Source organism: Pseudomonas sp. 57B-090624 (assembly GCF_003234055.1).
Lineage (GTDB): Bacteria > Pseudomonadota > Gammaproteobacteria > Pseudomonadales > Pseudomonadaceae > Metapseudomonas > Metapseudomonas tohonis.
This window is the reverse complement of sequence record NZ_QKRU01000048.1, coordinates 1-14,810: the sequence shown is the minus strand read 5'-3', so window position 1 is coordinate 14,810 and position 14,810 is coordinate 1. Positions and strand designations below refer to the sequence as shown.

Genomic DNA, 14,810 nt, shown 5'->3' with positions numbered 1-14,810 from the left:
GGGGCCGCTGTTCCCATGCGGTCGCTGTGCTATCTTAATTCACCTTTTTTGCGCGGCGATTGGCCTGGGGAGGCGTCGTCGCCGCAGCGCAAATTCAAACATCCATAAGGCAGGCCTATGCAGCGGCTCTATCGGAAACGCATCGTACTGGGCGTGGGCGGCGGCATTGCGGCCTACAAGAGCGCGGAGCTGGTTCGCCGCCTGCGCGACCAGGGCGCGGAAGTACGGGTGGTGATGACCCATGGCGGGCGAGAGTTCATCACGCCGCTGACCCTCCAGGCCCTTTCCGGCCACCCGGTGCACCTGGACCTGCTCGACCCCGCCGCCGAAGCGGCCATGGGCCATATCGAGCTGGCGCGCTGGGCCGACCTGGTGCTGATCGCCCCCGCCACCGCCGACCTGATGGCGCGCCTGACCCAGGGTGTCGCCGACGACCTGCTGACCACCCTGGTGCTGGCCACCGATGCGCCGGTCGCCCTGGCCCCGGCGATGAACCAGGCCATGTGGCGCGACCCGGCCACCCAGGCCAATGCCGAAGCCCTGGCCAAGCGCGGCCTGCACCTGTTCGGCCCCGCCGCCGGCAGCCAGGCCTGCGGCGACGTCGGCCTGGGCCGCATGCTCGAAGCCGACCAGCTCGCCCAGGCGGCCGCCGATCTGTTCCAGCACAAGGCCCTGACCGGCCGCCACGTGCTGATCACCGCCGGCCCGACCCAGGAGAACATCGACCCGGTGCGCTACATCACCAACCACAGCTCCGGGAAGATGGGCTTCGCCCTCGCCGAAGCAGCGGTGGAAGCGGGCGCCAAGGTCACCCTGATCACCGGCCCCGTGCACCTGCCCACGCCCGACCGGGTCAACCGCATCGACGTGGTCAGCGCCCGCGACATGCTCGCGGCCTGCGAGGCGGCGATGCCCTGCGACCTGCTGATCGCGGCGGCCGCCGTGGCCGACTACCGCCCGGAAGTGGTGGCGGCGCACAAAATGAAGAAGGACCCCACCAGCGGTGAAGGCCTGCTGCTGCAACTGGTGCGCAACCCGGATATCCTCGCGACCCTCGCCGGGCGTGCCGATCGCCCCTTCAGCGTGGGCTTCGCCGCCGAGACCGAGAACCTGCTCGAATACGCCTCGCGCAAGCTCAAGGACAAGAACCTCGACCTGATCGTCGCCAATGATGTGGCCAACCCCAGCATCGGCTTCAACAGCGAGGAGAACGCGATCACCATCATCGATCGCGCACTGCACCAGAACAGCTTCGCGCAGACCAGCAAGGGCAAGATCGCCCGCCAGCTGATCGCCTTCATCGCCGAACGCCTCAACCAGGCCTGAGACCCCATGCATTCACTGCAAGCCAAGATCCTCGACCCCCGCATCGGCCGCGATTTCCCGCTGCCCCAGTACGCCACCCCGGGCTCCGCCGGCCTCGACCTGCGCGCCATGCTCAAGGAAGACCTGACCCTGGAGCCGGGCCAGACGGTGCTGATCCCCACCGGGCTGTCCATCTACATCGCCGACCCGGGCCTCGCCGCGCTGATCCTTCCGCGTTCGGGCCTGGGCCACAAGCACGGCATCGTGCTGGGCAACCTGGTCGGCCTGATCGACTCCGACTACCAGGGCGAACTGATGGTCTCCTGCTGGAACCGCGGCCAGAGCGCCTTCACCATCGCCATCGGCGAGCGCATCGCTCAGCTAGTCTTGGTGCCAGTCGTGCAGGCGCACTTCGAGCTGGTCGACCAGTTCGACGAAAGCCAGCGCGGCGCCGGCGGCTTCGGTCACTCCGGCAGCCACTGATTCGGAACGACTTCAGGATGATCCGCGGGGGAGACCTTCAGTGAAACTCTTCAAGCGCAACGCCAAGGACGCCGACACCGAGATCCTGGCCAGCCCTGCTGAAAAGAAGACGCCAGCCCGGGACAAGGGCCTGGGCGAGCTGCTGCCCGGCGCCATCGCCGCGGCCCTGGGCGTCGCCGCCGCTGGCGTGCTGCTCTGGGCCGCGCTGATCAACGGCGCCCAGCAGACCCAACGCAACCAGCTCAGCCAGGCCTGGGGTGAAAGCCAGGCCGGTGCACTGCGCCAGGCCCTGGCGCAGCTTGTCGCCGATACCGCCGCCGCCGCACGCAACCCGGCCCTGGCCGAGGCACTGAACAGCGGTGATGCCGGCCAGGTGCAGGCCGCCGAACGTGGGCTCGGCTACTGGAACGCCGTGGTCGACGCGCACCTCAACCTGCCCGGCCAGGCCCAGCAGAACAGCCAGCGCGCAGCCCCGATGAACTTCGCCGCCCTGGACATGCTGCGCCGCGTCGAGGCCGGGCAGAAGCCCGCGCCCGAAGCCTACCGGGTCGGCCAGCGCTGGCTGGTGTACAGCGCCGCGCCACTGCGCCTGACCGACAGTTCGCCGGTGCAGGGCACCCTGCTGCTGGTGGTCGACCTCGAACGCCTGCTCGGCGCCCTTGCGCCGCTGCCCGATGGCGTCGGCCAGCTGCAGTTCACCCAGCAGTTCGGCAACGCCCCGGCGCAGACCCTGGCCTCGCGCGGCATTCAGGCCGAAGGCACGCCCATCGCGCTGAACACCGGCAACCCGAACTGGAAGCTGTCGTTCACCCCCGGCGCGCAACTGAGCGATTCGGGCATGTCGCCGATCCTGCTGGCCATCGCCGGGCTGCTGGCCCTGGCCGGCGCCCTGGTCGGCCTCTATCTGCTGCGCGGCAGCCTGCAACGCAAGCTGCTCATGGACGTCGTGCAGCTCAATCAGATGATGCAAGAACTCTCCAGCGGCAAAAGCGTCAAACCCTTCAGTCTGCGCCTGTCGGCGCTTGACGCCCTGGCCCAGTCGCTCGCGCGACAGTCGCGGCGCAAGCCTGAGCCGGCGGCGGGCAGCGCTAACGGCGATCGGCAACCCGGCCCGGCGGTTACCCCCGCCCCGGCCCAGATGATCGAGCCCCCCGTGTTGGCCGATCCGCTTTTCCAAGATACCGACATCCTCGATATCGACATCCTCGACGAAGACCAGGACCTCCTGGGATTGGAGCAAGCCCCCGCCATGAGCACCCCGCAAGCAGCACCCACCCTGCCCGCAAGCATCTTCCGCGCCTACGACATCCGTGGCGTGGTCGGCGATACCCTGACCGCCGAAACCGCCTACTGGGTCGGCCGCGCCATCGGCTCCGAGAGCCTCGCCCGTGGCGAGCCGAACGTCTCGGTCGGCCGCGATGGCCGCCTCTCCGGCCCCGAGCTGGTGCAGGCGCTGATCCAGGGCCTGCTGGACTGCGGTTGCCAGGTCAGCGATGTCGGCATGGTGCCGACCCCGGTGCTCTACTACGCCGCCAACGTCCTGGCCGGCAAGTCCGGCGTGATGCTCACCGGCAGCCACAACCCGCCGGACTACAACGGCTTCAAGATCGTCGTCGCCGGCGAGACCCTGGCCAACGAGCAGATCACCGCGCTGCACACCCGCATCAAGGAAAACGACCTGGCCAGCGGCGTCGGCAGCGTCGAGCAGGTCGAGATACTCGACCGCTACTTCAAGCAGATCCGCGACGACATCGCCATGGCCAAGCCCATGAAGGTGGTGGTGGACTGCGGCAACGGCGTGGCCGGCGTGATCGCCCCGCAACTGATCGAAGCCCTGGGCTGCACCGTCATCCCGCTGTACTGCGATGTGGACGGCACCTTCCCCAACCACCACCCGGACCCGGGCAAGCCCGAGAACCTGGTCGACCTGATCGCCAAGGTGAAGGAAGAGAAGGCCGACCTGGGCCTGGCCTTCGACGGCGACGGCGACCGCGTCGGCGTGGTGACCAACCAGGGCACCATCATCTATCCCGACCGCCTGCTGATGCTGTTCGCCAAGGACGTGGTCTCGCGCAATCCGGGCGCCGACATCATCTTCGACGTCAAGTGCACCCGCCGCCTGACCGCGCTGATCAGCGGCTACGGTGGCCGCCCGGTGATGTGGAAGACCGGCCACTCGCTGATCAAGAAGAAGATGAAGGAGACCGGCGCGCTGCTGGCCGGCGAGATGAGCGGCCACATCTTCTTCAAGGAGCGCTGGTTCGGCTTCGACGACGGCATCTACAGCGCCGCCCGCCTGCTGGAGATCCTCAGCCAGGACAAGCGCGACGCCGAGCACGTGTTCTCCGCCTTCCCCAGCGACATCTCGACGCCGGAGATCAACATCACCGTCACCGACGAGAACAAGTTCCGCCTGATCGAGCGCCTGCAGCGCGACGGCACCTGGGGCGACGCCAACCTCACCACCCTGGACGGCGTGCGCGTCGACTATCCCAAGGGCTGGGGCCTGGTACGCGCCTCCAACACCACGCCGGTGCTGGTGCTGCGCTTCGAGGCGGACACCGAGGACGAGCTGGAGCGCATCAAGGAAGTGTTCCGCGCCCAGCTCTACACCGTAGCCCCCGACATCAACCTGCCGTTCTGATTCACCGGAGCCCTGCATGACCCTCAGCCGTGACGCCGCATCCCAAGTCGCCCAGGTCCTGTCCGAAGCGTTGCCGTACATCCGCCGCTTCGTCGGCAAGACCCTGGTCGTGAAATACGGCGGCAACGCCATGGAGAGCGACGAGCTGAAGGCCGGGTTCGCCCGCGACATGGTCCTGATGAAGGCCGTGGGCATCAACCCGGTGGTCGTGCATGGCGGCGGCCCGCAGATCGGCGACCTGCTCAAGCGCCTGTCCATCGAGAGCCACTTCATCGACGGCATGCGCGTCACCGACGCGCAGACCATGGACGTCGTGGAGATGGTTCTCGGCGGCCAGGTGAACAAGGACATCGTCAACCTGATCAACCGCCACGGCGGCAGCGCCATCGGCCTGACCGGCAAGGACGCGGAGCTGATCCGCGCCAAGAAGCTCACCGTCAGCCGCAAGACGCCGGAGATGACCCAGCCGGAAATCATCGACATCGGCCATGTGGGCGAAGTCACCGGGGTCAACACCGAGCTGCTGAACATGCTGGTGAAGGGCAACTTCATCCCGGTCATCGCGCCCATCGGCGTGGGTCCGGATGGCGAGTCCTACAACATCAACGCCGATCTGGTGGCCGGCAAGGTGGCCGAGGCGCTGAAAGCCGAGAAGCTGATGCTGCTGACCAACATCGCCGGCCTGATGGACAAGCAGGGCCAGGTGCTCACCGGCCTCTCCACCGAGCAGGTCAACGAGCTGATCGCCGACGGCACCATCTACGGCGGCATGCTGCCGAAGATCCGCTGTGCCCTCGAGGCGGTGCAAGGCGGCGTGACCAGCGCCCACATCATCGACGGCCGCGTGCCCAACGCGGTGCTGCTGGAGATCTTCACCGACAGCGGCGTCGGCACCCTGATCTCCAACCGCAAGCGTCACTGAGCCTTCCCGAGGCCCAGGCGGTAGCCGAATAAGCCGGAGCGATCCGGCTTATTCATATCCGCGATCCACACACCTCCGCACTTGCCGTGGCGCGCCCGGGCGTCGAAGCTGGCCGCTCACTGCATGGAGCACGAGCATGGCCGCCACACCCCCCTCCCTGAACGACTTCACCTTCCTCATGCCGCTGCGCGTGCGCTGGGCCGAAGTGGACCCGCAAGGCATCGTCTTCAATGGCCACTACCTGACCTACGCCGACGTCGGCATCACCGAATACTTCCGCGCGCTGGGCGTTCGCTACCCGGAGGACCTGGCACAGGACGGCGGCGACTTCTTCGCCGTGCGCACGCTCCTGGAATACCTGGCCCCGGCGCGCTTCGACGACGAACTGTCCATCGGCGTACGGGTAGGGCGGCTGGGGGGCTCGAGCCTCACGTTCAACATCGGTATCTGGCGCGGCGAGGCGGCCTTGACGGCGGGCGAGATCGTCTACGTCCACGCGGACGGCAAGAGCCGCAACAGCAAGCGGCTGCCGGACTGGCTGCGGGAGAAGGTCAGGGCATTCGAGCGGCGTGCCGCCGAGGATTGACTCGGCTCAGCGCTGCAGCAGCTGGGCCAGGCGCTCACGGTCGGCGGCGAAGCCGGCCTGGGCGGTCTTGCGGTCCTGCTGGTAGCGGGTGATGTCCTGCTCCAGGCGTTGCTGCTCGGCACGCAGGTTATCGATCTGCGCCACCAGTTGCTCCGGCACCTGGCGCCCGGCACGCTCGTTGTCGGCGGCCTGGGCCTGCAGGTTGGCCTGCTGGGTGCGCAGGGATTGCTGGTTGCCACGGGCCACGCTGATCAGGCCGTCGAGCTCGGCCAGCTTGCGCTGCAGAGCGCGATCGACATCCTCGACGCTGGTGTACAGGCGCAGCAGCTGCGCATCGGACCCGGCACGGGCCTTTTCCTCCTGCATGCGCTTGCGCTCTTCCAGGGTGGGCGCCGGCGGTATGGTCTTGACCACACGGCCCTGGTCGTTGAGGACTTCGTAGCCCTTGTCGATGTACTGCGAAGGCACTCCGAGCCGGTCGAGCACAATCACGCCCTTGTCATTGGTGTAGCGATAGAGCTCGGCTTGCGCCAGAGCAGGCATCAACACACCCATGAGCAAGGCAAAGCGGACTGCACCCGATTTCGGCATAGGGACACCCTGTCGTTGTTGGCGAATCAGATTCCGTAGCTGGCGCGGTAGCTTTCGACCGCCGGCAGGTACGTCTTCAGTTCAGCATCACCTGCGAGATATTCCAGCACCTGCTCCAGGGAGACGATGCTCACCACCGGCATGCCGAAGTCACGCTCGACTTCCTGGATGGCGGACAGCTCGCCCTTGCCGCGCTCCTGGCGGTTGAGGGCGATGAGCACGCCGGCGGCCTGGGCCTGCTGCGCCTGGATGATCTGCATGACCTCGCGAATCGCGGTCCCGGCGGTGATCACGTCATCGATGATCAGCACGCGGCCGGCCAGCGGGGCGCCCACCAGGGTGCCGCCTTCGCCGTGATCCTTGGCTTCCTTGCGGTTGAAGCACCAGGGGATGTCGATGCCATGGTGCTCGGCCAGCGCCACCGCCGTGGAGGCGGCCAGGGGAATGCCCTTGTAGGCGGGCCCGAAGAGCACATCGAAGGGAATGCCGCTGTCGACCACCGCCGCCGCATAGAAGCGACCCAGCTGCGACAGCGCGAGCCCGCTGTTGAACAGGCCGGCATTGAAGAAATAAGGGCTGGTACGCCCGGACTTGAGAGTGAACTCACCGAAACGCAGTACACCGCGTTCGATGGCGAAGCGAATGAAATCGCGTTGATACGCCTGCATGTAAAAGCCCCGGACGGCACGGATTTAGCTAAATAGAAAGAGCTCGGGTATCATACACGCACGAGTTTTTAGGGGCCATTTATGCGGATCATCAGTGTGAACGTGAATGGTATTCATGCGGCAGCCGAGCGAGGACTCCTCAGCTGGCTGCAGGCACAGAATGCCGACGTGATCTGCCTGCAAGACACCCGCGCCTCTGCCTTTGATCTGGACGACCCGGCCTTCCAACTGGACGGCTATTTCCTCTATGCCAGCGATGCTGAAGTGCCAAGCCAAGGCGGCGTGGCGCTTTATTCGCGTTTGCAACCCAAGGCAGTGATCTGGGGTCTCGGTTTCGAGACCTGCGATCGTTATGGGCGCTACCTGCAGGCGGACTTCGACAAGGTGAGTATCGCCACCCTGCTGCTGCCTTCGGGCCAGGGCGGCGACGAGAACCTGAACCACAAGTTCAAGTTCATGGACGACTTCACCCACTACCTGAACAAGCAGCGCCGCAAGCGCCGCGAGTACATCTATTGCGGCTCGCTCTACCTCGCCCACCAGAAGCTGGATGTGAAGAACTGGCGCGACTGCCAGCAACTGCCCGGCTTCCTGGCGCCCGAGCGCGCCTGGATGGACGAGGTATTCGGCACCATGGGCTACGTGGACGCACTGCGCGAAGTCAGCCGCGAAGGCGACCAGTACAGCTGGTGGCCGGACAGCGAGCAGGCCGACATGCTCAACCTCGGCTGGCGTTTCGACTACCACATCCTCACGCCGGGGATGCGCCGCTCCGTACGCAGTGCACGCCTGCCGCGCCAGCCGCGCTTCTCCCAGCATGCGCCGCTGATCGTCGACTACGACTGGTTGCTGAGCATCTGAAATCGCGAGCATGAAAAAAGCCGGCATCAGCCGGCTTTTTCGTTTCCGCGATTGCTACTTCACCGGGCGCCAGGTGAAGGGATAGCGATAGGCCTGGCCTTCGTTGGCCTTGATGCCGCCGATGATGGTCAGTACCAGCGCTATCAGCCCCACCAGCGGCAGCAGCACGAAGCCGATCAGCACCAGCATCAGCAGCATGCACAGCAGGCCGGCGAGGGTGACGGTGATCTGGAAATTCAGCGCTTCCTTGCCCTGCTGGTCGATGAAGGGATCGACGTCCTTCTTCACCTGCCAGAGGATCAGCGGGCCCAGCAGATTGCCGAAAGGCAGCACCACGCCGAGGAAAGCGGCGAAATGGCAGAACATCGCCCATTGCCTAACTTCCTGGTTGGGCTGCGGAACTTGGGTTGGCTCATTCATGCGTGTTTCCTCGGGTGGGTGATCAGTCGACCAGTGCCGCGCGCTGCAGCTCGAACAGCTCGGTGACGCCCTGCTTGGCGAGGGCCAGCATGGCGGTCAGCTCTTCCGGCTGGAAGGGCGCGCCCTCGGCAGTGCCCTGCACCTCGATGAAGCCGCCGGCATCGGTCATGACCACGTTCAGGTCGGTTTCGGCAGCGGAATCTTCAAGGTAGTCCAGATCCAGCACCGGCTCGCCCTGATAGATGCCGACGGAAACGGCGGCGACCATCTGCTTCAGCGGCTCGCCCTTCAGCGCGCCGCGCTTCTTCAGGACCTTCAGCGCATCCACCAGGGCGACCATGGCGCCGGTGATGGAAGCGGTGCGGGTGCCGCCGTCGGCCTGGATCACATCGCAATCCAGGTAGATGGTGTTCTCGCCCAGCTTGCTCATGTCCAGCGCGGCGCGCAGGGAACGACCGATCAGACGCTGGATCTCCAGGGTACGGCCACCCTGCTTGCCACGGCTGGCCTCGCGCTGGTTACGCTCGCCGGTGGCACGCGGCAGCATGCCGTACTCGGCAGTGAGCCACCCCTGGCCCTGGCCCTTGAGGAAACGCGGCACGCCGGATTCGACACTGGCGGTACAGATCACCTTGGTATCCCCGAATTCGACCAGCACCGAGCCTTCGGCATGCTTGGTGTAGTTGCGGGTGATGCGGATCGAACGCAGCTGGTCAGCCGCGCGGCCACTGGGACGTTTCATCTGGGAATACCTGTCGAGGGGAAAATCTGACGGCCATTATAGAGGGCCGCCAGCCGCTGGGACATCGCCGCGTTGGGAGGGCCGCCGCTCTGGGCTACAATCGCCCTCTTCAACCCTGCCAACACCGAGAGGAAACCCATGGTGCACAGCATGACCGCCTTTGCCCGCGTCGAGCAGGCCGGCACCCACGGCACCCTGATCTGGGAACTGCGCTCGGTCAACCATCGCTACCTCGAGCCCCACCTGCGCCTGCCCGAGTCCTTCCGCGACCTCGAAGGCGCAGTGCGCGAAGCGCTGCGCCAGGGCATCTCCCGCGGCAAGGTGGAATGCACCCTGCGTTTCGCCGAGGAAAATGCCAGCCAATCCCTGCAGGTGGACCGCGAGCACGCCACGCAACTGGTCGAGGCCGCCGAGGCCGTCGCCGCGCTGGTCAAGCAGCCGGCTCCGCTGAATCCCCTGGAGATCCTCGCCTGGCCGGGCGTCCTGGTCGCCGACTCGGCCGACCCGCAGGCGCTCAACGCCGCCGCCCTGGACGTCTTCGCCAAGGCCCTGGACGAACTGCGCAATGGTCGCGCCCGTGAGGGTGCCGAACTGGCACGACTGCTCAACGAGCGCCTCGACGGCATCCTCGAGGAGGTCGAGGCCCTGCGCAAGCTGGTGCCGCAGATGCTCGCCAACCAGCGCCAGAAGATCCTCGACCGCTTCGGCGAGATGAAGGCGGAACTGGACCCCCAGCGCCTGGAGCAGGAACTGGTCCTGCTGGCGCAGAAGAGCGACGTCGCCGAGGAACTGGACCGCCTGAGCACCCATGTCGGCGAAGTCCGCCGCGTGCTCAAGGCCGGCGGCGCGGCAGGCCGTCGCCTGGACTTCCTGATGCAGGAACTCAACCGCGAAGCCAACACCCTGGGCTCCAAGGCCTTCGACCCGCGCTCCACCCAGGCGGCGGTCAACCTCAAGGTGTTGATCGAGCAGATGCGCGAACAAGTGCAGAACATCGAGTAAGAGACAGACACATGAGCGTCACTCCCGGCACCCTCTACATCGTTTCCGCGCCCTCCGGCGCCGGCAAGACCAGCCTGGTCAAGGCCCTGATCGACGCCGAGCCGCAGGTTCGCGTATCGGTCTCCCACACCACCCGCGGCATGCGCCCTGGCGAGGTGGACGGCATCAACTACCACTTCGTCGGCCGCGAACAGTTCGTGCAGATGCTCGAGCACGGCGACTTCCTGGAGCACGCCGAGGTCTTCGGCAACCTCTACGGCACCTCGCAACGCTGGCTGCAGAAGACCCTCGCCGAAGGTTTCGACCTGATCCTCGAAATCGACTGGCAGGGCGCCCAGCAGGTCCGCCACCTGATGCCCCAGGCCAAATCCGTGTTCATCCTCCCGCCGAGCCAGGAAGCCCTGCGCCAGCGCCTGGACAACCGGGGCCAGGACAGCGCCGAGATCATCGAGCGGCGCATGCGCGAAGCCGTCAGCGAGATGAGCCACTACGTCGAATACGACTACCTGGTGATCAACGATGACTTCGACGTGGCCCTGGAAGACCTCAAGGCGATCTTCCGCGCCAACCGCCTGCAGCAGGCGCACCAGCAGCTGGCACACGGCGCCCTGCTGGCGCAGCTGCTGGACTGACCGCCCGGAAGCACTGTTAAATCAGCGCTTCCATAAATGCTGGTGATTTTTTAGACTATCCAGTCCGCTCGCCCACTCGGGCAAATGCTTCCGCATCCAAATCTAGTGCTACGAGGAACACCATGGCCCGCGTTACCGTTGAAGACTGCCTGGACAACGTCGATAACCGCTTCGAGCTGGTCATGCTCGCGACCAAGCGTTCCCGTCAGCTCGCTACCGGCGGCAAAGAGCCCAAGGTAGCCTGGGAAAACGACAAGCCCACCGTTGTGGCCCTGCGTGAAATCGCTGCCGGCCTGGTGGACTACGACGTCATCGCCCAGGACGACATCGTCGAGGACGAGCCGCTGTTCGCCGCATTCGAGGACGAGGCCAACGAGGCCCTGTAAGTCCATGCCGGGTCGACGTCGTACGGCGCAGGGCCGCAACAGCCGGGAAGGAGTGTCACCTTGCCGAGCATAGACGCCCTCGCCGAACGCCTTTCGACCTACCTCGGCAATGACCAGGTCAACCTGGTCCGCCGAGCGTATTTCTACGCCGAGCAAGCCCATGACGGGCAGCGCCGCCGCAGCGGCGAGGCCTACGTCACCCACCCGCTCGCCGTCGCCAGCATCCTCGCCGACATGCACATGGACCATCAGAGCCTGATGGCCGCGATGCTGCACGACGTCATCGAGGACACCGGCATCGCCAAGGAAGCGCTCACTGCGCAATTCGGCGATACCGTCGCAGAGCTGGTGGACGGGGTCAGCAAGCTGACCCAGATGAACTTCGAGTCCAAGGCCGAGGCCCAGGCCGAGAACTTCCAGAAGATGGCCATGGCCATGGCGCGCGACATCCGCGTGATCCTGGTCAAGCTGGCCGACCGCCTGCACAACATGCGCACCCTGGAAGTGCTGTCCGGCGAGAAACGCCGGCGCATCGCCAAGGAAACCCTCGAGATCTACGCCCCCATCGCCAACCGCCTGGGCATGCACAGCATGCGCATCGAGTTCGAGGACCTGGGCTTCAAGGCCATGCACCCGATGCGCTCCGAGCGCATCCGCGCCGCCGTCCGCCGCGCCCGGGGCAACCGCAAGGAAATCGTCAACAAGATCGAGGAATCGCTGACCCATTGCCTGGCCCGCGAAGGCATGGAAGGCGAGGTCATCGGCCGCGAGAAGCACCTCTACAGCATCTACAAGAAGATGCGCGGCAAGCGCCGGGCCTTCAACGAGATCATGGACGTCTACGCGTTCCGCATCATCGTCGACAAGGTCGATACCTGCTACCGCGTGCTGGGCGCCGTGCACAACCTGTACAAGCCGCTGCCAGGCCGCTTCAAGGACTACATCGCCATCCCCAAGGCCAACGGCTACCAGTCCTTGCACACCACGCTGTTCGGCATGCACGGGGTGCCCATCGAAATCCAGATCCGCACCCGCGAGATGGAAGAGATGGCCAACAACGGCATCGCCGCCCACTGGCTCTACAAGTCCGCCGAGGACGACCAGCCCAAGGGCACCCACGCCCGCGCCCGCCAATGGGTCAAGGGCGTGCTGGAACTGCAGCAGCGTGCCGGCAACTCCCTCGAATTCATCGAGAGCGTGAAGATCGACCTCTTCCCGGACGAGGTCTACGTCTTCACGCCCAAGGGCCGCATCATGGAGCTGCCCAAGGGCTCCACGGCCGTCGACTTCGCCTACGCGGTGCACACCGACGTCGGCAACACCTGCATCGCCTGCCGCATCAACCGCCGCCTGGCGCCGCTGTCCGAACCGCTGCAGAGCGGCGAGACGGTGGAAATCGTCACCGCCCCCGGCGCGCGGCCCAACCCGGCCTGGCTCAACTTCGTGGTCACCGGCAAGGCCCGCACCCACATCCGCCACGCCCTCAAGCTGCAGCGCCGCTCCGAGTCCATCAGCCTCGGCGAACGTCTGCTGAACAAGGTGCTGGCCGGCTTCGAAAGCGGCCTGGACCGCATCGCCCCCGAGCGTGTGCAAGCCGTGCTGGCCGAATACCGCCTGGACGTGATCGAAGACCTGCTCGAAGACATCGGCCTGGGCAACCGCATGGCCTATGTGGTCGCCCGGCGCCTGCTGGCCAGCGAAGGCGAGCAGTTGCCCAGCCCCGAGGGCCCACTGGCGATCCGCGGCACCGAAGGCCTGGTGCTCAGCTATGCCAAATGCTGCACGCCGATCCCGGGCGACCCCATCGTCGGCCACTTGTCCGCCGGCAAAGGCATGGTCGTACACCTGGAAAGCTGCAAGAACATCGGCGACATCCGTCATAACCCGGAGAAGTGCATCCAGCTCTCCTGGGCCAAGGACGTCGCGGGCGAGTTCAACGTCGAACTGCGCGTCGAACTGGAGCACCAGCGCGGCCTCATCGCCCTGCTGGCCAGCAGCGTCAACGCCGCCGACGGCAACATCGAGAAGATCAGCATGGACGAGCGCGATGGCCGCATCAGCGTCGTCCAGCTGGTGGTCAGCGTGCACGACCGCGTGCACCTGGCCCGCGTGATCAAGAAGCTGCGCGCGCTCAAAGGGGTGATCCGCATCACCCGGGTGCGCGCGTAGCAGAACCCCCAGGACCCAAGGAGTTCCGCATGAGCAAGACCGTGATCAACAGCGACAAGGCACCCGCCGCCATCGGCACCTACTCCCAGGCGATCAAGGCCGGCAACACCGTCTACATGTCCGGGCAGATCCCGCTCGACCCCAAGACCATGGAACTGGTGGAAGGCTTCGAAGCCCAGACCGTCCAGGTGTTCGAGAACCTGAAAGCCGTGGCCGAAGCCGCTGGCGGCTCCTTCAAGGACATCGTCAAGCTCAACATCTTCCTCACCGACCTGTCGCACTTCGCCAAGGTCAACGAAGTGATGGGCCGCTACTTCGAACAGCCCTATCCCGCCCGTGCCGCCATCGGCGTCGCCGCCCTGCCGCGCGGCTCGCAGGTGGAAATGGACGCCATCCTGGTGATCGAATAACGATCGCCCGTGCGGGGCGCAAGCCCCGCCGCTCCACCCGCTTCAGGAAGGAACACGCCATGCGCTCGACCCTCGCCCTGCTGATCGCCACGGCCGTGCTCGCCGGCTGCTCCAGCGCGCCCACCGACCCGAGCGGCATCTGGATCAACCAGACCGCCATCGACGAGGCCGCCAAGGAGGGCAAGCTGCGCGAATCACTGCTCGCCTATGGCCCCAACCTGGAATGGCAGATCGACGCCAAGGCCGGCACCGCCAACTACAGCAACGGCTTCGAGCTGGGCGAAGGCCGCCTGGTCAGCCAGGGCAAGACACACTGGCGCGTCGACTTCTACGGCGATGAATTCCACGAGCAGCTCAGCCTCGACGGCCAGGAACTGGTACAGAAAGCCAGCGAGAACCTGCCCGAGCAGCGCTTCGTGCATCCCGCCAAGCCCGCTGCGGCAGACGCCCCGGAAGGCAGCAGTTTCGAATACGCCCTCTACCAGGCCTACCTCGGCGGCACCTGGAAGATCCTCGAAGGCACGGGCCAGGGCGGCCTGGTGCTGTTCCACCCCGACGGTCGCCTCGAAGGCCTGCCCGGCGCCGACCGTTTCGCCCTGTGCCTGGCGGGCGACTGCGCTGCCATGAGCGGCGAGAACGACAGCATCTGGCTGCAACTGGGCGCCCAGGGCAACCCCTGGATCTTCGTCCACGACGGCAACCGCCTGGAGATACTCGAGGCCGGCAACCGTTCGCAGATCGACGAGATGCCCGAGTACGCCCCCGGCAAGCGCGCCTGGCTGCTGGAACGCCAGTAGGCCCTCAGCAAGCGCCGGCCACCAGCCACGCGCCCAACGCCGCCAGCAACGCCCCGCAAACCCTGTCCAGCAGCGCCACCCGGCGCTGCAGCCAGAGCCGCCAGCGCGAGTGTCCCAGCAGGCGCACCAGCCCCATGTCCCAGGCCAGCACCACCAGGGTCATCCACAGCATCGACAACCCCAGCCCCCACC

Annotated in this window: 16 protein-coding genes and 1 pseudogene; 12 read left to right on the top strand and 5 right to left on the bottom strand. The window is 66.1% G+C overall.

The features are described from left to right. Window positions 1-117: 117 nt before the first annotated feature. The 5 genes from coaBC (at window position 118) to DMX10_RS21380 (ending at window position 5,940) form a co-directional block, all read left to right on the top strand. Window positions 118-1,326, top strand: a complete 1,209-nt coding sequence (gene coaBC, locus DMX10_RS21400; RefSeq protein WP_111262962.1) for a bifunctional phosphopantothenoylcysteine decarboxylase/phosphopantothenate--cysteine ligase CoaBC — start codon at window positions 118-120, stop codon at window positions 1,324-1,326. A gap of 6 nt (window positions 1,327-1,332) precedes the next feature. After that, window positions 1,333-1,788, top strand: a complete 456-nt coding sequence (gene dut, locus DMX10_RS21395; protein ID WP_111262961.1) for a dUTP diphosphatase — start codon at window positions 1,333-1,335, stop codon at window positions 1,786-1,788. 40 nt (window positions 1,789-1,828) lie between these two features. Further along, window positions 1,829-4,432, top strand: coding sequence for a phosphomannomutase/phosphoglucomutase (locus tag DMX10_RS33675; protein ID WP_111262960.1), 2,604 nt, complete (start codon window positions 1,829-1,831; stop codon window positions 4,430-4,432). A gap of 16 nt (window positions 4,433-4,448) precedes the next feature. Next, entirely contained in the window at window positions 4,449-5,354 is a 906-nt protein-coding gene (argB, locus tag DMX10_RS21385) for an acetylglutamate kinase (RefSeq protein ID WP_111262959.1), read from the top strand. A gap of 136 nt (window positions 5,355-5,490) precedes the next feature. Then, window positions 5,491-5,940, top strand: a complete 450-nt coding sequence (locus tag DMX10_RS21380) for a thioesterase family protein (RefSeq protein ID WP_111262958.1) — start codon at window positions 5,491-5,493, stop codon at window positions 5,938-5,940. Between the two features lie 6 nt (window positions 5,941-5,946). On the opposite strand, the gene DMX10_RS21375 is transcribed toward DMX10_RS21380, so the two are convergent. Next, window positions 5,947-6,531: a DUF4124 domain-containing protein gene (locus tag DMX10_RS21375; protein WP_111262957.1), complete on the bottom strand. Its 585-nt coding sequence runs from the start codon at window positions 6,529-6,531 to the stop codon at window positions 5,947-5,949. A 26-nt stretch (window positions 6,532-6,557) separates the two neighbouring features. Then, the gene (gene pyrE / locus DMX10_RS21370) at window positions 6,558-7,199 is read right to left on the bottom strand and encodes an orotate phosphoribosyltransferase (RefSeq protein ID WP_111262956.1); all 642 of its coding nucleotides are present in this window, start codon (window positions 7,197-7,199) and stop codon (window positions 6,558-6,560) included. Window positions 7,200-7,280: 81 nt separating this feature from the next. Between pyrE and DMX10_RS21365 the strand changes: the two genes are divergently transcribed. After that, window positions 7,281-8,060: an exodeoxyribonuclease III gene (locus DMX10_RS21365; RefSeq protein ID WP_031287526.1), complete on the top strand. Its 780-nt coding sequence runs from the start codon at window positions 7,281-7,283 to the stop codon at window positions 8,058-8,060. A 54-nt stretch (window positions 8,061-8,114) separates the two neighbouring features. Here DMX10_RS21365 and DMX10_RS21360 read toward each other — a convergent pair whose 3' ends face one another. Both DMX10_RS21360 and rph read right to left on the bottom strand, forming a co-directional pair. Then, complete coding sequence (locus DMX10_RS21360; protein WP_111262955.1) at window positions 8,115-8,480, bottom strand: DUF4870 domain-containing protein; 366 nt, start codon at window positions 8,478-8,480, stop codon at window positions 8,115-8,117. Window positions 8,481-8,502: 22 nt separating this feature from the next. Next, complete coding sequence (gene rph, locus DMX10_RS21355) at window positions 8,503-9,222, bottom strand: ribonuclease PH (protein WP_111262954.1); 720 nt, start codon at window positions 9,220-9,222, stop codon at window positions 8,503-8,505. A 138-nt stretch (window positions 9,223-9,360) separates the two neighbouring features. On the opposite strand from rph, the gene DMX10_RS21350 reads away from it, so the two are divergent. From DMX10_RS21350 to DMX10_RS21325, 6 genes are all read left to right on the top strand, one after another. After that, entirely contained in the window at window positions 9,361-10,224 is an 864-nt protein-coding gene (locus tag DMX10_RS21350) for a YicC/YloC family endoribonuclease (RefSeq protein WP_111262953.1), read from the top strand. Between the two features lie 11 nt (window positions 10,225-10,235). Beyond that, window positions 10,236-10,856 (top strand): guanylate kinase, encoded by a 621-nt coding sequence (gene gmk / locus DMX10_RS21345; RefSeq protein WP_111262952.1) that lies wholly within the window; start codon window positions 10,236-10,238, stop codon window positions 10,854-10,856. A gap of 122 nt (window positions 10,857-10,978) precedes the next feature. Beyond that, entirely contained in the window at window positions 10,979-11,242 is a 264-nt protein-coding gene (gene rpoZ, locus DMX10_RS21340) for a DNA-directed RNA polymerase subunit omega (RefSeq protein ID WP_111262951.1), read from the top strand. 60 nt (window positions 11,243-11,302) lie between these two features. After that, a complete protein-coding gene (spoT, locus tag DMX10_RS21335; protein WP_111262950.1) occupies window positions 11,303-13,411 on the top strand; it encodes a bifunctional GTP diphosphokinase/guanosine-3',5'-bis pyrophosphate 3'-pyrophosphohydrolase in 2,109 nt (702 codons plus the stop codon). 29 nt (window positions 13,412-13,440) lie between these two features. Further along, entirely contained in the window at window positions 13,441-13,821 is a 381-nt protein-coding gene (locus tag DMX10_RS21330; RefSeq protein WP_021218912.1) for a RidA family protein, read from the top strand. 59 nt (window positions 13,822-13,880) lie between these two features. Next, the gene (locus tag DMX10_RS21325; protein WP_111262949.1) at window positions 13,881-14,618 is read left to right on the top strand and encodes a hypothetical protein; all 738 of its coding nucleotides are present in this window, start codon (window positions 13,881-13,883) and stop codon (window positions 14,616-14,618) included. 4 nt (window positions 14,619-14,622) lie between these two features. Here DMX10_RS21325 and DMX10_RS21320 read toward each other — a convergent pair. Further along, a pseudogene (locus DMX10_RS21320) lies at window positions 14,623-14,810 on the bottom strand (LysE family translocator); the annotation flags it as partial.